Below are 17,382 nucleotides of genomic sequence, written 5' to 3'. Positions count from 1 at the left end.
AAAGTGGCTTTCGCGACACGCGTCCTGCCAGGCGCCGGGCATGATCCGCGATCCGGCCGCCGGCTGTCGTACCCCTTCGCTATCGTGAACTCCGGGCGTCCCGAGGCCCAAGAAGCCGAGGTGCCGGGAGGGCACGGAGCAAATGCACCAGGAACACTTCACGCCGATGGCGTTCGACTTCCTCTGGGAGTCCGCCGAGCTCGGCGACCTGCCATACCCACTGCGCGTCCGGTCGCACGGAGCGACCGAGCTCGAACGCCGGGCGCTTCGCCAGCGCGTCGACAACGAACTCCAGGCCCGCGGGATCCGCGACGGCCGGGGAAGGCTGGAGCGGCGGATCGAGGACTGGCTGTACCTCCTCGCCCGCGGCTCGCTGACCATCGACGCGCTCCACATCCCCGAATTCCAGGCCCCGACGATCGCCGTGCTCGGCGCCACCGACGGCCGTGACGCGGTGATCGCGATCCAGGACCAGTCCGGGATCTGGCTGCGCGAAGCACCGGCGGACGGGCTCCCGACGGCGGTCGTCGACCTGCTGCCCCCAGGACAGCGCGGCTCGGAGGCGTCCGTCACGCTGCCGATCGACGACGCCCGCCGCACCGAGCCGATCCGCGCCGCCATCAACCCGACGAAGCAGGCCGAGGAGCCCGAAGCGGCGAAGAGCCGTCGCAAGGACAAGCCGCGCGTCTCGCTCAGTGAGCGCATCACCGCGGATCCGCGTGAGGCGTTCGGCAAGCTCACCGGCCAGCCGAGGCTGCGCGGCGGTCAGCTCGCAGCGAACAGCCGGTCCCACGTCGGCGCCAAGCAGCGCTCCCGCGTGCTCGGCTGGTTCGACACCGCCAGCGGGCGCTATCTCAGCACGTCACAGGCCGGTCCGGACGGGCGCGAATGGGTCACCGTCTCGCCCGCCGACGTCAAGACGCTCCGGACGCGGCTGGGCGAAATGGCCGCCGGTGTGGCGGTCGACACACGCTAGGGTCCGGCTCCGGGAACCCTCGCGCGACGTCCGCCGTTTACGTCCGAGAGGCTCACCACCCTCATCCGTCCAGGCGGGCGGTATCCTGAGGGGCGGGTGTCGGAGCACCATGGGTCGTCAAGATCGTGATGGCGGGTATCACATGAGCCGCCCAACCAGGAAGGGTCGAGGCCACCAGGGCCGAGTCGTATGAACCGGAAGAGCGTGCTCAGGAACCCAGTGCTCTGGATTCTCGCGGCGGTACTGGCGTTTCTCGCATACAACACGATCTTCGACAGTGATCGTGGCTACACCCAGGTGCCGATCTCGATCGCGAACCAGCAGATCACCGCGAACAACGTCAAGGAAGCCTCGCAAGAGGACAAGGAGCAGCAGATCAAGCTGCTCCTGAACAAGAAGATCGAGGTCGACGGCCAGCAGGTCGACCAGATCATCGCGCAGTACCCGGCGAACGTCGCGGGCACCATCTACGGCCAGCTCATCGGCCTGAAGAGCGGTGACAACCCGGTCAAGTTCACCACCAAGGTCACCCAGCAGAACGTCCTCACCCAGATCCTGATCTTCGCCATCCCGCTGGCGCTGGTGCTGGGCCTGCTGATGTGGATGATGAACAACGCGCAGGGCGGCGGGAACCGCGTCCTCAACTTCGGCAAGTCGAAGGCCAAGCAGCTCAACAAGGACATGCCCAAGACGACCTTCGGGGACGTCGCGGGCGCCGACGAGGCCGTCGAAGAGCTGTACGAGATCAAGGACTTCCTGCAGAACCCGGCGCGCTACCAGGCGCTCGGCGCGAAGATCCCCAAGGGCGTCCTGCTCTACGGGCCGCCCGGTACCGGTAAGACGCTGCTCGCGCGAGCCGTCGCCGGCGAGGCGGGCGTGCCGTTCTACACGATCTCCGGTTCCGACTTCGTCGAGATGTTCGTCGGTGTCGGCGCCTCGCGAGTCCGCGACCTGTTCGAGCAGGCCAAGCAGAACGCGCCCTGCATCATCTTCGTCGACGAGATCGACGCGGTCGGCCGCCAGCGCGGCGCCGGCCTCGGCGGCGGCCACGACGAACGCGAGCAGACGCTGAACCAGCTCCTCGTCGAGATGGACGGCTTCGACGCGCGCGGCGGCATCATCCTGATCGCCGCGACCAACCGTCCCGACATCCTCGACCCGGCGCTCCTGCGTCCCGGCCGCTTCGACCGCCAGATCCCGGTGTCCGCGCCGGACATGCGCGGCCGCAAGGCGATCCTCGAGGTGCACGCCAAGGGCAAGCCGATCGCGCAGGGCACCGACCTGAGCAGCCTCGCCAAGCGGACCGTCGGCATGTCCGGCGCGGACCTGGCGAACGTGCTCAACGAGGCCGCGCTGCTCACCGCCCGCCAGAACGGGCACGTGATCACCGACGCCGCGCTGGAGGAGTCGGTCGACCGCGTCGTCGGCGGCCCCGCCCGCAAGAGCCGGATCATCTCCGAGAAGGAGAAGAAGATCACGGCCTACCACGAGGGCGGGCACGCGCTCGCCGCGTGGGCGATGCCGGACATCGAACCGGTCTACAAGCTGACGATCCTGCCGCGCGGGCGCACCGGCGGTCACGCCCTGCTCGTCCCGGAGGACGACAAGGAGTTGATGACCCGTTCGGAGATGATCGGGCGCCTGGTCTTCGCGATGGGCGGCCGGACGGCGGAGGAGCTCGTCTTCCACGAGCCCACCACCGGTGCCTCCTCCGACATCGAGCAGGCGACCAAGATCGCCCGCGCGATGGTCACCGAATACGGCATGAGCGCCCGGCTCGGCGCGGTCAAGTACGGCCAGGAGCAGGGCGACCCGTTCCTCGGCCGCTCGGCGGGCCGCCAGGCGGACTACTCGCTCGAGGTCGCGCACGAGATCGACGAGGAGGTGCGCAAGCTCATCGAGACCGCGCACACCGAGGCGTGGCACGTGCTGAGCACCTACCGCGACGTGCTGGACGAGCTGGTCATCGAGCTCCTCGAAAAGGAGACGCTGACCCGCAAGGACCTCGAGCGGATCTTCGCGACCGTCGAGAAGCGGCCGCACATCACCATCTTCAACGAGTTCGGCGACCGCAAGCCGTCCGACAAGCCGCCGATCAAGACCCCCGGCGAGCTGGCGATGGAACGCGGCGAGCCGTGGCCCCCGCCGGAGGAGAAGAAGGAGCAGCCGGTGCTGCAGCCGGCGCCGACCCCGGTCGGCACCGCGCAGGGCGGCGGCGACCTTCCCGGCGGCCCGCCGTACGCGCAGCCCGCTCCGCCGCCGGACCCGAACGCGAACCCGTACGCCCCGCCGCCGCCGGGCGCCTACCCCAACGGTGGTCGCCCCAACGGTGGGCCGAACGGCACCGGTCACTGGCCCCAGGCATATGGTGGGCAGCAGCCGGGTGGTCCGGCAGGCGGTTACCAGGGTGGGCCCGTTGGCGGCCCGCCGAACTACGGGGCTCCTCCCGGCTGGACCCCGGCCACGCAGCCGGGCGGCCAGCCGAACCAGCCCTGGCGTCCCGCCGAAGACCGCCCGCGTGACGGCTGGTTCGCTGACCAGCCCGGCGGTCAGCAGGACGAAGGACAGCAACGGCGTGACGACGGACAGGACGACACCAAGCGGTAACGGCGTAAGCCCGGTCTTCGACCAGGACCGGGCCGAGAAAGCCGTACGCGAACTCCTGCTCGCCTGTGGTGAGGACCCGGACCGGGACGGTCTCTTGGAGACCCCGGCCCGGGTCGCTCGCGCTTACCGGGAAATGTTCGCCGGTCTCTACACCGAACCGGACCACGTCCTGGACCGCACGTTCGACGAGGCACACGAAGAACTCGTGCTCGTGACGGACATTCCGATGTTCAGCACCTGTGAACATCATTTGGTGCCCTTCCACGGTGTCGCCCATGTCGGCTACATCCCGAACGGCCACGGCAAGGTCACCGGCCTGTCCAAACTGGCCCGCCTCGTCGACCTCTACGCCAAGCGCCCCCAGGTCCAGGAGCGCCTGACCTCCCAGGTCGCCGACGCGATCATGCGCAAACTCGAGCCCCGCGGCGCGATCGTCGTGGTCGAGGCCGAGCATCTCTGCATGGCCATGCGCGGCATCCGCAAACCCGGCGCCAGGACGACGACGTCCGCCGTGCGCGGTCTGCTGCAGACTTCGGCGTCCTCGCGGGCGGAGGCGCTGGACCTGATCAAGGGCCGTCGATGACCGCCCTTCCCCGGCCCGGCCGGTGCGCGGTGATGGGCATCCTGAACGTCACCCCCGATTCCTTTTCGGACGGTGGCCGCTACCTCGGCGTCGAGCAGGCGCTGGAACACGCGCACGAGATGTGGGCGCGCGGCGCTGATCTGATCGACGTCGGCGGGGAGTCGACGCGGCCGGGAGCGTCCCGGGTGGACGCCGGGACCGAGATTTCCCGGATCATGCCGGTGATCCGCGCGCTCGCCGCCGACGGGGTCGCGATGTCCGTGGACACGACACGCGCCGAGGTCGCCCTCGCCGCGGTCGAAGCGGGCGCGTCCGTCATCAACGACGTCTCCGGCGGGCTGGCCGATCCGAACATGGCGAAGGTCGCCGCCGAGACGGGTGTCCCTTATGTACTGATGCACTGGCGCGGGCACAGCAAGGACATGAACGCACTCGCGTCCTATGAGGACGTCGTCGCGGACGTGCGCGCCGAGCTGCTGTCCCGAGTGGACGAAGCGCTCGCCGCCGGTGTCGACGCTGATGCGATCGTGCTCGACCCCGGGCTTGGGTTCGCGAAGAACGCGGAGCACGACTGGGCGTTGTTGAACGGCCTGGATTCCTTTCTGTCACTGGGTTTCCCGGTTCTCGTCGGCGCGTCGCGCAAACGGTTCCTCGGGCGCCTTTTGTCCGGAAAGGACGGAAAGCCCGCTCCGCCGGACGGCCGCGAGAACGCGACCGCCGCCGTGTCCGCGCTCGCCGCGGCGGCCGGCGCCTGGGGAGTGCGGGTGCACGAGGTCGGCGCGAGCATCGACGCCGTGACCGTCGCGGCGGCTTGGCGGAAGGGGAGTCCCGTTGTCTGACCGGATCACGTTGACCGGATTGAGGGTCTTCGGCAGGCACGGGGTCTTCGACCACGAGAAGCGGGACGGGCAGGAGTTCGTCGTCGACATCGTGGTGTGGCTGGACCTCGGCCCGGCCGCCGCGTCCGACGACCTGACCAAGACGCTGCACTACGGCGAACTGGCGGAACTCGCCGCCGGGATCGTGGCGGGCGAGCCGTACGACCTGATCGAGAGTGTCGCCGGGAAGATCGCCGACGAGGTGCTGCGCGACGAGCGGCTGTCCGCCGTCGAGGTGACGGTGCACAAGCCGTCCGCACCGATCCCGCTGAACTTCGACGACGTCGCCGTCACGGTGCGACGCGAACGATGAGCCGCGCGCTGCTCTCGCTCGGCTCCAACCTGGGGGACCGTCTCGCGTACCTCCGGTCCGCCGTCGACGCGGTCCGGCCCGCGGTCGTCGCGGTGTCGTCGGTCTACGAGACCAAGGCTTGGGGCGTCGAGGACCAGCCGGACTTCCTCAACGCCGTCGTCCTGGTCGACGACCCGGCGCGTGATCACTGGGACTGGCTGCGCACCGGGCAGGCCGCCGAGCAGGCGGCGGAGCGCGTGCGCGAACTCCGGTGGGGTCCGCGCACACTGGATGTCGACATAGTGACCGTGGACGGGGTGCGCTCCGACGACCCCCAGTTGCTGCTTCCGCATCCCGGCACGCCGGAGCGCGCGAGCGTGCTGATCCCCTGGTTGGAGATCGAGCCCGACGCGGTGCTTCCCGGCCACGGTCCCGTCGCCGACCTCCTCGCCGCCCGCCCCGCCTCGGACCGCGACTCCGTCCGCCTCACGCATTTCGTCCTCTGAATGCGGTAGTTGGCGATACGAACCACCGCATCCAGAGGACGAAACGCGCCTCTCGCGGTCATCTCTCGGTCGCGACCGGGCCGGGGGTGCGGGACTGTGTGGATTTTGGTGCGTTGGACGACCAGAAGTCCACACGGTCTCCGCCTGTCTCCGCATTTCGTCCTCTGGATGCGGTAGTTCGCGGCACGAACCACCGCATCCAGAGGACTGATTGCGCTACTTCAGCGCGGAGCGCAGGGCGGCGATGATCCACTCCGCCTGCGGCATCTGCGAGGGGAACGACGGCCAGCCGTTGATCTTCCCCAGCAGCAGCCAGTATCGCTCGGCCCGCGGGTCGGAGCTGATCGCCATCCCGTCGGTCAGCCGCTTCCGCCAGGCCGGGTCGCCCGGGTCGCGGCCGTTGCGCGAAGACTGCGTGAAGATCGTCTCCGCCAGTTCCCGGCCTTCGGGCGAGTCCGGCGCGAGACCGGCTTCGAGCGCTTCGGTCGCCCGAGCGCTCCACGCCATCCACAGCTCCTGCTGCTTCGCGCCGAAGTCCGCTCCGTCCTGCTTCCGCAGCTGCGAGTGCCACTCGCTCATCCGGCGGATGGACGCGCGGAACTCGTCGTCCTGCACGAGTTCGGCGAACTCGATCCAGGCCTCCAGCTGCTCGGGCGTCGGGTCGTCGGGCAGCTCCGGTTTCGCCGAGCGCATCCGCTCGTAGAACTCCGGGTCCAGATCGAGCCCTTCGACCATGTCCGCCCAGAACTCGTCGAGCAAGCGTTTGCGGTCTTCGTCCGACATCGACGCGAGTTTGTTCATCAGTTCGACCTCCTCCAGTGGTGAGTCCCGTTTGGCCACCGCTCGCAGGACCGCGCGGCGCAGCTCCAGCCGCCGGATCTGCTCGTCCAGGGCGGCGACGTGCTGGACCGCGAGGTCCCCGATGGTCGCTTCCCTGGTCAGCGCCCGCTCGACGTCGGCGAGGCCGAGCCCGAGTTCCCGCAGCGTCCGGACCAGCTCCAGACGCGCCATCGCGGTGGCGTCGTAGAGCCGGTAGCCCGAATCGGTGCGGTCGGTCGGGGGCAAGAGCCCCTCGTCGGAGTAGAAGCGGATGGTCTTCACCGGCAGGCCGGTCCGTTTGGCCAGCTCCCCGATGGTGAAAACCGCTGCGGTGCCCATATGCCTCATCGTCGACTCTCCAGTTGGTGGAGAGTCAAGCCTGCCAGGTAGCGTTGGACCATGCACTTCACCCGGCCACGTGAGCTGGCGGTGGCCGGCCTCCTGGGATTGGTCCTGGCCTATCTGCTCTTCCAGGTCGCCTACGGATCCATCCCCGCGCTTCCGCTCTTCGCCGGAATCACGCTGCTCGTCCTCGCGCTCTGCGAGTTCGTGCTCGCCTTCATCATCCGGTCGCGGATCAAGGAGGGCCGCGTGCTTTCCGCGATCTCCGTCGCTCGATCGGTGGCCCTCGCCAAGGCCTCTTCGCTCGCCGGATCCGCGATGACGGGCGTCTGGCTCGCGGCTTTCGCGTATCTTTTTCCGCGACGTGACGAACTCCTCGCGGCGAGCGGTGATCTCCGCTCGGCCACGGTCGGGATCGTCAGCTCGGCGGCGCTGGTAGCTGCGGCTTTATGGCTCGAACACTGCTGCCGGACTCCCGAGGGCGGTGATCGGGACACCGATCCCGAGCCGACCGGTTAACGCTCGGGAGCCACCGCTCGAAGTACCGACTAGGTCTCGTTCGGATTACTAGAAGGTACGGTGTTGGGCATGACCGGGGTGGGTGACGACTCGCGCGGCCGCCTTGCGGGTAGGCCGTGGCTTGTCGTCGGCTTGGTTCTCGCCGTCGGCGCGACTCTCGCATTGGTGCTTTCCGACGACCTCCGCTACTTGCGTCTGGGGATCGTCGCGGCGCTGTGGGCCGCCTTGATCGGTGCGTTCCTCGCGGTCCGCTACCGCAAGCACGTTTCGCAGAGCGAGGACGCCGTCGCCGAGGCGCAGGCCGTCTACGAGCTGGAGCTGGAACGCGAGATCGCCGCCCGCCGCGAGTTCGAGCTGGAGATGGAGGCGGAGACCCGGCAGGCCGCCGAGAGCCGCTCCCAGGAAGAGCTCGAAGCGCTCAGAGCCGAGGTGAGCGCTCTGCGTGAAAGTCTCCAGTCGCTCTTCGGCGGCGAGGTCCTCCTCGAACGCGTCGCGCTCACCGCGCAGGCCACCCGGATGCGGTCCCTCGACAACAAGCAGCTGATGAGCGCGGGATCCGAGAACGGCAACGGCAAACCCCAGCTCATGGCGGCCAAGAACACCACGATCGACGTCGACGACCGTGAGCGCGAGCGCCCGACCGAGATGATCGACCGCGTCCTCGAACCCGCCGCCATGCGGGCTCCGGCGCCGCCCGCGGCCCGCCGCAAACCGGCGAACGGTCAGGTCAACGGCGCAGGCGGCTACGGCCAGAGCAATCAGGTCCAGCGGCCGAAACCGGTCGACGAATCGACTCGCCGCAGTATGCGCAAGGCGGACGCCCGCGCCTCCAAGGCCGCCGAGGCGCTCGCCGCCGAAGCCGCCCGCCGCGAGCGGATGGAGCTGTCGAACCCCGGGATGTCGCCCGCCGAGGTCTCCCGTCCGATGCCCAGGGTCGACGCCCAGCGCAAGACCCCGCCGCCGGTGACCCCGGCCGAGGTGTCCCGCCCGTCCATGCCGGGTGTGTCGCGCGCCGAGGTCTCGCAGCCCTCGATGCCCACCGTCGCCCGCCAGCCCCAGCGCAACGAACCGCCTCGCCGCCCGCAGCAGCAGCCGTCGCTGCAGCAGCGGCTCGACGCCGGCACCGTGCAGCGTCCTCCCGCGCCGCGGCCCGAGGAGGAGACCCGGAAGCAGACGCCGCCGGTGAAGCCGCCCGCGCCCGCGAAGCCGGTCAAGAAGGTCGAGCCCGATCGCCCCCGGCCGAACCGCGAGCTCGGCCTGACCCGCCCTGGGATGAAGCCGGTCGAGCGGTCCCGTCCGGCCGGTGGCACGCCGCCGCCCGCGAACAAGCCCGCCACGCCGGAGCCGATGGAGGCCACCGGCGAGTGGAAGCCGTCGTGGACGCAGGAGCGCCCGGTCTCCGACCTGAGCGCGGCGTTCCCCAGGAAGGACGACTTCCAGGACCGGCTGCGTCCCAAGCCCCAGCAGCCGCAGCCCTCGGCGTCCCTGCCCCGGCCGGAGCCGCGCCCCGAGCCTCGTCGTGAGCCGGAGCCGCCGACCCCGCCGTCGATCCCGGCCGTGTCCGAGCCGCCTCGCCGGGCCGAGCCCGTGCGGAAGCCGGAGCCCGAACCGGTGCGCCGTCCGGCGGCCGAGGCGCCGTCGCGGCACAGCTCGCCGCCCGTCGAGGAGCCGCCCGCGGTCAATCCGACGTTGCCCGAGGAGATCCGCTTGTCGCAGAACGGCGGCGGTGGACGTCGTCGCCGCGCGGCGGAAGATTCGTCGGTCTCGCTCACGCCGGCCCCGAACGTTCCCGAGCCCACCGGTGGCGGCCGTCGCCGTCGCCCGGACGGGGAGCCCCCGGCTTGGCAGAGCACCGAGTCCTCGGGTGGCCGTCACGGCGGCAGGCGGGCGAAGCCGGACGACGAGACGCCGTCACGCAACGGCTCTTCGCACAGCCGTCCGGAGACTTCCGAGGCGGGCTCCCACGCGTCCGGCCGGTCGGTGATGGATCTGCTCGCCGCCAACGGCGCGAACGAGTCCACTCCGCGGCGCAGGCGGCGTGCCGAAGACTGACCCCGTACCGACGGTAGGGTGACCCGCTGTGAGCGAGCCTTCCTCCCTGGCGCCCGGCCCCGACCGGACCCGCCGGTCCCGGTCGATCACCGTGCTGCTGCCGGTGCTCGGGCTGATCGCCGTCGCGCTGTGCGGGTTGTTCGTCTTCGGCACGGTGACCGAAAAGGTCGGCCCGCTCGCGGTGGGGATCGGTGTGCTCGCGGCGCTCGTCCCGGTCGCCGTGGTGGTCACCGCGTTCCTGTGGGTCGACCGCTGGGAGCCCGAACCGCCGAAGCTCCTGCTGCTGTCCTTCGTCTGGGGTGCGTGCGTCGCGACGATCATCGCGTTGCTGCTCAACAGCGGCGCCGAGGCCGTCGGTGAACTGCTGCTCGGCACCGGCGTGGGCAGCAAGATCAGCGGCCTGGTCTCCGCCCCGCTGGTCGAGGAGGCCGCGAAGGCCGCTTTCATCCTGCTGCTGTGGTGGCGCCGCCCGATCGAGTTCGACGGCGTCGTGGACGGCATCGTCTACGCCGGGTTCACCGCGGCGGGTTTCGCCTTCACCGAGAACATCTATTACTTCGGCCGCGCCTTCGCCGAGCACGGCTTCGGGGACGGCACGAGCGCCGGTGTGCTCGCGGCGTTCTTCCTCCGCGGCGTGCTCTCGCCGTTCACCCATCCGCTGTTCGCCGTCATGACCGGGATCGGGCTCGGCATCGCCGCGAGCAGCAAGGTGCGCTCTCTGCGGATCCTGGCGCCCATCGGCGGTTACGTCGTCGCGGTGCTGCTGCACGCGCTGTGGAACGGTGCCGCGCTGCTCGGTGGCGCGAAGACCTTCCTGAACGTCTACTTCCTGATCATGGTGCCGCTGTTCATCGGGGTCTTCTCGGTGGTGGTCATGCAGCGGCGGCGTGAGCAGCGGATCGTCGCGGCGGCGCTGCCCATGATGGTCGACGCGCGCTGGATCGCCCCCTCCGAGGTCGCGCTGCTGGCCAGTCTCTCCGGGCGGCGGTCGTGGCGGAAACAGGCGCGGAAGCAGTCGGGGCGGGAGGCGGCGAAGGCCGTCGGCCGCTACCAGGCCAGCGTGACCGAGCTCGCGTTCCTGCGGCGCGGCCGCAAGCTCACCGACGACGCGAAACAGCGGCAACGTGAGCTGCTCCAGGTGCTCAAGACGTCGCGGGCCGAGGCCGTGCGGCTGGCCGACGGCGCGCCGCGCGGATGACCACTGTCAGGTGAAGCTGGTCACGGGGGCCGGTTCAGACCCGTGCCGGAGGGTTACCCTCGCGCCGTCGTCTGGTACCCGCGACCGCAGAGCGGGACTGGAACGAGTTGAGGAGTTTCGACCATGAGCGTCCACTGGCGCACGCCATGATGAGGCCCGCTCGCCTGGCCGTCGGCGTCGTTTCCGCGGGGCGCGTCGGCAGTGTCGTCGGCGCCGCGCTCACCAGGGCCGGGCACACGGTTGTCGCCGCTTCGGGCCTGTCCAACGCTTCGGTGCGCCGGGCGGAGCAGCTGCTCCCCGACGTGCCCCTCCTGCCGCCCGACGAGGTCGCCCGCCGCGCCGACCTGGTCCTGCTGGCCCTGCCGGACGACGCGCTCGCCGGGATGGTGCGCGGATTCGTCGCCACCGGATCGCTGCGGCCGGGGCAGATCGTCGTGCACACCTCCGGCGCGCACGGAATCGACGTCCTCGCGCCCGCCGCCGAGGCAGGCGCGCTGCCACTGGCCCTGCACCCCGTGATGACCTTCACCGGCCGCGCCGAAGACCTCGACAGGCTGACCACCTGCAGCGTCGGCGTCACCGCGACAGAGGGTGACGAAGCGGCGTGGAACGTCGGCGAGGCGCTGACCGTGGAGATGGGCGCGGAGCCCGTCCGGGTCCCTGACGAGGCGCGAGCGCTCTATCACGCGGCGTTGGCACACGGCGCGAACCACCTGATGACACTGGTCGCCGACTGCGGGGAACTGTTGCGGGAGGCGGGAATCGCCCAGCCAGAACGCCTGGTGGCTCCGTTGTTGTCGGCGGCGTTGGATAATGTTCTCCGACACGGGGACCGGGCGCTGACCGGGCCGGTGGCCCGTGGTGATCTCGGCACCGTGCGTAAGCATCTCGCGGTGCTGGCCGAACGTGGCCCCGACGTCGCCCCGAGCTACCGCGCGCTGGCCAAGCGCACGCTGGCGCGCGGCGACGCCGCCGGGCTCCTGGACGCGTCGGCCGCCGCCGAGCTCACCGAACTCCTGAGTGATCCCGCAGATCCCGCCGAAGGGCAGCAAAACCAGTGACCACACCGAAATTCGCCCGAGGCACGCTGCACACCTTCCAGCCGCCCGAGCAGGTCAGCCAGGTGACGCGTGCCCTGCACGGCGTCGGCCGCAAGGTCGCGCTCGTGCCCACGATGGGCGCCCTGCACGCGGGGCACCGCGAGCTGATCCGCCGGGCGAAGCGGCTGCCGAACACGGTGGTCGCGACGTCGATCTTCGTGAACCCCCTGCAGTTCGGGGAGGGCGAGGACTTCGAGGCGTACCCGCGTCCGCTGGACAAGGACCTCGAGGTGCTGAAGGAGGACGGTGTCGAGCTGGGCTTCCTGCCCAAGGCGTCGGATCTGTATCCCGAGGGGGCCACCGTCACGGTGCATCCCGGCGCGCTCGGCGACGAGCTGGAAGGCGCGGCGCGGCCGGGTCATTTCGCCGGCGTGCTGACCGTGGTGGCGAAACTGTTCAACATCGTGCGGCCGGACTACGCCTTCTTCGGGGAGAAGGACTACCAGCAGCTTGTGCTGATCAAGAAGATGGTGCGTGACCTGAACTTCGACACCCGCGTCATCGGGGTGCCGACGGTACGGGAACGCGACGGGCTGGCGTTGTCCTCGCGCAACGTCTATCTGACCCCGAAACAGCGCGAGGACGCGATCGTGTTGTCGGCGGCGCTCACCGCGGGTGCCTTCGTCGGACGCGACGGCGCGGAAGCCGTGCTGGCGACCGCCAGGCAGACCCTCGCCGCGCGGCCCGCGGTCGAGGTCGACTATCTGGAATTGAGGGGAACCGACCTCGGGCCCGCGCCCGTGGACGGTGAAGCGCGGTTGCTGATCGCGGCCAGGGTGGGGAGTACCCGGCTGATCGACAACGTCGGAGTGATGCTCGGCGCGGCCGTGGATCATCCGGAAACCGCGCTGGACGCAGGGGAATAGGGAGAGTCCACGATGTACCGCACGATGCTCAAATCGAAGATCCACCGGGCGACGGTCACCCAGGCCGACCTCCACTACGTCGGCTCGGTGACCGTCGACGAGGACCTGATGGACGCGGCGGATCTGCTGCCGGGCGAACAGGTGTCCATTGTGGACGTCACCAACGGCGCGCGGCTCGAAACGTACGTGATCGCGGGCGAACGCGGCAGCGGGGTGCTCGGTATCAACGGCGCCGCCGCGCATCTGGTGCACCCGGGTGATCTGGTGATCCTGATTTCGTACGCGCAGATGGAGAACGCCGAGGCGGCCGCGTTCCGGCCGCGGGTCGTCTTCGTCGACGCGGACAACCGGATCGTCGAGAAGGGCGCCGACCCCGGGCACGCGCCGGAGGGTTCGGGTCTGCTGAGCGGCACCGTGACGCTGGCCGACGACGACACGATGACCTTCCCGGTCGCCGAAACCGCCGACGCCCGCCGTCTCGACGCGCTGCTGCACGCCGAAAGCTGAGCCCTTGCTGCTCACGGTCGACGTCGGCAACACCAATATCGTTCTCGGGCTGTACTCGGGAAACGAGCTGATCGGCGACTGGCGCATGCGCACCGACGCGCGTATGACCGCCGACGAGCTCGCGCTGACCATGCGCGGGCTCCTCGGCTCGCACGCGGACTCGATCACCGGGATCAGCGCGTTGTCCACGGTTCCCGCGGTGCTGCGGGAGCTGCGCGTCATGCTTTCGCGGTACTACGCCAAAGTGCCGAAGATCGTCGTCGAGCCGGGGGTGCGCACCGGCGTGCCGCTCCTGGTCGACAACCCCAAGGAGGTGGGCGCGGACAGGCTGGTGAACACCCTCGCCGCGCACCATCTGCATCCGGACACCGCTTGTGTGGTGGTGGATTTCGGGACTTCGACCAATGTGGACGCCATCTCCGCCAAGGGCGAGTTCCTCGGCGGCGCGTTCGCGCCCGGTATCGAGATCTCGGTCGACGCGCTGGCCGCGCGGGCCGCGGCGCTGCGCAAGGTGGAGCTGGTGCCGCCGCGGTCGGTGATCGGGAAGAACACCGTGGAATGCCTGCAATCCGGCATCCTCTACGGTTTCGCCGGCCAGGTCGACGGCCTGGTGAAGCGGATCAAGCGTGAGCTTTCGCCCGGCGGGGCGGAGCCGGTCGCGGTGATCGCGACGGGCGGCCTCGCGCCCCTGGTGCTGGAGGAGTCCGAGACGATCACCGAACACGTCCCGGATCTGACGCTCCTGGGCCTCCGGCTGGTCTACGAGCGCAACCACGCCTCGGCCCGCGCGTGAATTACGCCTCCAATCACGCGAGTTACGCCTTCAATCACGCGAGTTCGCCGTCTGATCACGCGAGTGGCGCCTTCCGTCACCGACGGGAAGCGATCATGAGCACCCGTCGCGTCATCAGATCCTGGTTCCGCAACGTCTGTTCGAGGCTCGCCCGCAGCTGCGCCGGATCCTGCCCCGATTCCTCGGCCAATTCCTCGACCCGCGCGAGCGAGAGCTCCACGGTCCGCCGCTGCCGCGCCCGCCAGTCCGGCGTCTCCTCGTAGGAGAGGACGTCGAATCCCGCCGCTTCCAGCAGCGGCCGGTGGTCGGCCACCTGGGGCGGCCGGTTCACCGGCTGCCCGTCGAAGTCCCAGGTCGTGACGAGCAGACGTCCGCCGGGCACGAGGATCCGCGCGAACTCCGCGCAGGCTCGCCGTTTGTCGGGCGCGAACAGCAGCGCGTCGACGCTCATCACCGCCTCGAACGACGCGTCGTCCAGGCCGGTGTCCTGAAAATCGCCGACGCGGAACTCGGTCGCTTCGACGTCCATCGCCTCCGCGCGCCGCCGCGCCGACGCCAGCGCCGTCTCCGCGATGTCGATGCCGGTGAGTGTCGCGTACGTGCGCGCGGCGACCCACAGCCCGGGACCGCCGCGCCCGCAGCCGATGTCGGCCAGCCGCCCGCCCGGTTCGAGCCGCGCTTCGGCCGCGATGCGGCGCAGGTCGGTGCGGGTCACGAAGCTGTAGGTGTCCAGCTCGGCGGGGTACTCGTCGCCGTACACCTCGGCCCAGATCCGCGCGGACACCGCCGACGCGGGAGCGCCGAACGTCGCGGTGAACGTCGCCTTCCAGTCGGTCATCGCTTACCCGCCCGGAAGACGGTGGTGGTGATCGGCAGGTCGAATTCCCCCGAGGCGGTTTCCGGATTCCGGTCGAGGAATTCCCGTGCCGTGTGAAGTTTGGCTTCGCGTTCCTCGGCCGGGGCCACCAGCATGTGCGAATGGGTGGCGAGAGTCGCCACCAGGGTCTCCGCGGTCCTCGGCTGTTTGTGGCCGAACGTCTTCTTCTCGAACGGCTCGAAGGCCTCGTGTTCCGGCAACGATTCGTAGTCGCTCAGCCAGCGCCTGCTCGCCGAGGTCTTGATCAGGGCGTTCAACTCGGTCAGCCAGCCGGACGACTCGTCGTCGTGATTCCACAGCGCGGCGACGACGCCTCCGGGTTTCAGCACCCTGGCCATCTCCGGATAGGCCCGGTCGAGGTCGAACCAGTGGACGGCCTGGCCGACGACCACGGCGTCCACGGAGCCGTCGGGCAGCGGGATCTCCTCGGCCGTCCCGATGAGCGGGGTCACGGCGGGGAATGCCTTCTTCAGTTCCGCGAGCATCTTCTCGTCCGGCTCCACCGCGGTGACCTCGACACCCAGCGCGAGCAGCCCCTCGCTGACCTTGCCGGTGCCTGCCGCGAGGTCCAGTACCCGTTCCGGCGCGTGCCGGGCGCCGGCCAGCCCCCAGGCCAGTGCCTTTTCCGGGTAGTCCGGCCGATGCGCGGCATAGGCGGCCGCTGTCGCGCCGAACGAGGCGGCGCGGCGGGCGTGCAGTTCGGGTTCGATGCCGGGACCGGATGAGTTCACGTTCTCAAGGTTAATGGACAGAAAACCGGCCGGTCCGGACCCGGAAAAGGTAATCCGGTTGGCGTAGGGAAGCGGCGGGTTCGTACGCTGTGCGCCATGACTGAAATCCCCGCATCCGAGGGCGTGAGCCCCGACGAAGACCTGCCGGAACAGATGCGGGTGCGCCGGGACAAGCGCGACCGGATAATCGCGGAGGGTATCGATCCGTATCCGGTAGAGGTGCCCCGGACGCACTCACTGGCCGAAGTCCGCGCGAAGCATTCCGGTCTTCCCGCCGACACGGCCACCGGCGAGATCGTCGGTATCACCGGCCGGGTCATGTACATGCGCAATACCGGCAAACTGTGTTTCGCGAGTCTCCGTGAAGGCGACGGGACCGAGTTGCAGGCGATGCTCAGCCTGGCGAAGGTGGGCGAAGACGCTCTCGCGGCCTGGAAGTCCGATGTCGATCTCGGTGATCACGTATTCGTCGAGGGCGAGGTGATCACCTCGAAGCGCGGTGAGCTTTCCGTGATGGCCACCTCGTGGCGGATCACGTCGAAAGCATTGCGCCCGTTGCCCGTGGCGCACAAAGACCTCGCCGAGGAAACGCGGATCCGGCAGCGTTATGTCGATCTGATCGTGCGTCCCAAGGCGCGGGACGTGGTCCGCACCCGCGCCGGTGTGCTGCGTTCCCTGCGTGACTCGTTTCACGGCCGGGGATTCCTCGAGGTCGAGACCCCGATGCTGCAAACGCTGCACGGCGGCGCGGCGGCAAGGCCATTCGTCACGCATTCGAATGCCTTCGACCTCGACCTCTACTTGAGGATCGCGCCGGAGCTGTACCTCAAGCGTTGTGTGGTCGGCGGTATCGAGAAGGTCTTCGAGATCAACCGGAACTTCCGGAACGAGGGCAGCGACTCCTCGCACTCGCCCGAGTTCGCCATGCTCGAGTACTACGAAGCGTATGCGACCTATGACTCCAACGCGGTGATGACGCGGCAGCTCATCCAGGAGGCGGCGCAGAACGTTCTCGGTACTCAGGTGGTCACTCTCGCCGACGGTTCGGAGTACGACCTGTCCGGCGAGTGGACCACACTCGGAATGTACGAGTCGTTGTCCGAGGCGTTGTCGGAAGAGGTCACTCCCGAGACATCGGCGGACAAGCTGCGTTCCTATGCGCAAGCGCGAGAGCTGGAGCTCGACCCCAAGTTAGGCCACGGCAAACTCGTCGAAGAACTTTGGGAACATCTCGTCGGCGATCATCTCCACGAACCTACTTTTGTCCGTGATTTTCCGGTCGAGACATCCCCGCTGACCAGGCAACATCGCAGCAAGCCGGGGGTCGCCGAGAAGTGGGATCTGTACGTGCGCGGATTCGAACTGGCCACCGGATACTCCGAGCTGGTCGATCCCGTGGTGGAGCGTCAGCGGCTGGTGGAACAGGCTCGGCTGGGTGCGCAGGGCGATAGTGAGGCCATGAACCTGGATGAGGATTTCCTCCGCGCGCTGGAGTACGGAATGCCGCCGAGCGGTGGTGTCGGAATGGGGATCGACCGGTTGCTGATGGCGCTGACCGGCCTTGGTATCCGGGAGACCATCCTGTTCCCGCTCGTCCGACCCGAATAACCCGTCCGCGTGACAGATACCTCGATCGTTCTCGTAAACAAGATTTGCGTTATGTCTCGGTAGCGGGTATTAATGTCGCTAGACAAAGTCTTCTGTCCGGGGCATGCCCCGTACCAGATCATTCGTGT

The 17,382-nt window shown here is 69.2% G+C and carries 17 protein-coding genes; 14 read left to right on the top strand and 3 right to left on the bottom strand.

Annotation, left to right across the window (positions count from 1 at the left end):
• Positions 1-142: 142 nt before the first annotated feature.
• From H4W30_RS18835 to folK, 6 genes are all read left to right on the top strand, one after another.
• On the top strand, positions 143-976 hold the full coding sequence (locus tag H4W30_RS18835; RefSeq protein WP_192743962.1) for an ESX secretion-associated protein EspG: 834 nt from the start codon (positions 143-145) through the stop codon (positions 974-976).
• A 189-nt stretch (positions 977-1,165) separates the two neighbouring features.
• Positions 1,166-3,583 (top strand): ATP-dependent zinc metalloprotease FtsH, encoded by a 2,418-nt coding sequence (gene ftsH, locus H4W30_RS18830; protein ID WP_126730140.1) that lies wholly within the window; start codon positions 1,166-1,168, stop codon positions 3,581-3,583.
• Positions 3,552-4,166: a GTP cyclohydrolase I FolE gene (folE, locus tag H4W30_RS18825; RefSeq protein ID WP_192743961.1), complete on the top strand. Its 615-nt coding sequence runs from the start codon at positions 3,552-3,554 to the stop codon at positions 4,164-4,166. The genes ftsH and folE overlap by 32 nt, the downstream gene beginning before the upstream one ends.
• Positions 4,163-5,005, top strand: a complete 843-nt coding sequence (folP, locus tag H4W30_RS18820; RefSeq protein ID WP_192743960.1) for a dihydropteroate synthase — start codon at positions 4,163-4,165, stop codon at positions 5,003-5,005. Before folE ends, folP begins: the two co-directional genes overlap by 4 nt.
• Positions 4,998-5,357, top strand: a complete 360-nt coding sequence (gene folB, locus H4W30_RS18815) for a dihydroneopterin aldolase (protein WP_125694967.1) — start codon at positions 4,998-5,000, stop codon at positions 5,355-5,357. Before folP ends, folB begins: the two co-directional genes overlap by 8 nt.
• Positions 5,354-5,842 carry a 2-amino-4-hydroxy-6-hydroxymethyldihydropteridine diphosphokinase gene (folK, locus tag H4W30_RS18810; RefSeq protein ID WP_016337774.1) on the top strand — a complete coding sequence of 163 codons (489 nt, stop codon included), beginning with the start codon at positions 5,354-5,356 and terminating at the stop codon, positions 5,840-5,842. Before folB ends, folK begins: the two co-directional genes overlap by 4 nt.
• Positions 5,843-6,058: 216 nt before the next feature.
• On the opposite strand, the gene H4W30_RS18805 is transcribed toward folK, so the two are convergent.
• Positions 6,059-7,000: a MerR family transcriptional regulator gene (locus tag H4W30_RS18805; RefSeq protein ID WP_192743959.1), complete on the bottom strand. Its 942-nt coding sequence runs from the start codon at positions 6,998-7,000 to the stop codon at positions 6,059-6,061.
• 60 nt (positions 7,001-7,060) lie between these two features.
• Here H4W30_RS18805 and H4W30_RS18800 point away from each other — a divergent pair, with 60 nt between their 5' ends.
• The 7 genes from H4W30_RS18800 to H4W30_RS18770 all read left to right on the top strand — a co-directional run bounded on the left by H4W30_RS18800 (position 7,061) and on the right by H4W30_RS18770 (position 14,038).
• On the top strand, positions 7,061-7,522 hold the full coding sequence (locus tag H4W30_RS18800; protein WP_126730147.1) for a DUF3180 domain-containing protein: 462 nt from the start codon (positions 7,061-7,063) through the stop codon (positions 7,520-7,522).
• A gap of 69 nt (positions 7,523-7,591) precedes the next feature.
• The gene (locus H4W30_RS18795) at positions 7,592-9,574 is read left to right on the top strand and encodes a DUF6779 domain-containing protein (RefSeq protein WP_192743958.1); all 1,983 of its coding nucleotides are present in this window, start codon (positions 7,592-7,594) and stop codon (positions 9,572-9,574) included.
• A 28-nt stretch (positions 9,575-9,602) separates the two neighbouring features.
• Positions 9,603-10,772, top strand: a complete 1,170-nt coding sequence (locus tag H4W30_RS18790) for a PrsW family intramembrane metalloprotease (protein ID WP_192743957.1) — start codon at positions 9,603-9,605, stop codon at positions 10,770-10,772.
• Between the two features lie 134 nt (positions 10,773-10,906).
• Positions 10,907-11,833 (top strand): Rossmann-like and DUF2520 domain-containing protein, encoded by a 927-nt coding sequence (locus H4W30_RS18785; protein WP_378234887.1) that lies wholly within the window; start codon positions 10,907-10,909, stop codon positions 11,831-11,833.
• Positions 11,830-12,738: a pantoate--beta-alanine ligase gene (gene panC, locus H4W30_RS18780; protein WP_192743955.1), complete on the top strand. Its 909-nt coding sequence runs from the start codon at positions 11,830-11,832 to the stop codon at positions 12,736-12,738. Before H4W30_RS18785 ends, panC begins: the two co-directional genes overlap by 4 nt.
• 12 nt (positions 12,739-12,750) lie before the next feature.
• Positions 12,751-13,245: an aspartate 1-decarboxylase gene (panD, locus tag H4W30_RS18775; protein ID WP_126730155.1), complete on the top strand. Its 495-nt coding sequence runs from the start codon at positions 12,751-12,753 to the stop codon at positions 13,243-13,245.
• A gap of 4 nt (positions 13,246-13,249) precedes the next feature.
• Entirely contained in the window at positions 13,250-14,038 is a 789-nt protein-coding gene (locus H4W30_RS18770) for a type III pantothenate kinase (protein ID WP_192743954.1), read from the top strand.
• A 76-nt stretch (positions 14,039-14,114) separates the two neighbouring features.
• Here the strand turns inward: H4W30_RS18770 and H4W30_RS18765 are convergent, their stop codons facing one another.
• Both H4W30_RS18765 and H4W30_RS18760 read right to left on the bottom strand, forming a co-directional pair.
• Positions 14,115-14,876 (bottom strand): class I SAM-dependent methyltransferase, encoded by a 762-nt coding sequence (locus H4W30_RS18765; protein ID WP_192743953.1) that lies wholly within the window; start codon positions 14,874-14,876, stop codon positions 14,115-14,117.
• Positions 14,873-15,646 (bottom strand): class I SAM-dependent methyltransferase, encoded by a 774-nt coding sequence (locus tag H4W30_RS18760; RefSeq protein ID WP_192743952.1) that lies wholly within the window; start codon positions 15,644-15,646, stop codon positions 14,873-14,875. Before H4W30_RS18760 ends, H4W30_RS18765 begins: the two co-directional genes overlap by 4 nt.
• Positions 15,647-15,742: 96 nt before the next feature.
• Between H4W30_RS18760 and lysS the strand changes: the two genes are divergently transcribed.
• A complete protein-coding gene (gene lysS, locus H4W30_RS18755; RefSeq protein WP_192743951.1) occupies positions 15,743-17,254 on the top strand; it encodes a lysine--tRNA ligase in 1,512 nt (503 codons plus the stop codon).
• Positions 17,255-17,382: the final 128 nt, after the last annotated feature.

Origin of the sequence: Amycolatopsis roodepoortensis, assembly GCF_014873915.1 — a bacterium.
Lineage (GTDB): Bacteria > Actinomycetota > Actinomycetes > Mycobacteriales > Pseudonocardiaceae > Amycolatopsis > Amycolatopsis roodepoortensis.
Note: the sequence above shows the minus strand (reverse complement) of the source record. Positions and strands in the feature narration are given on the sequence as shown.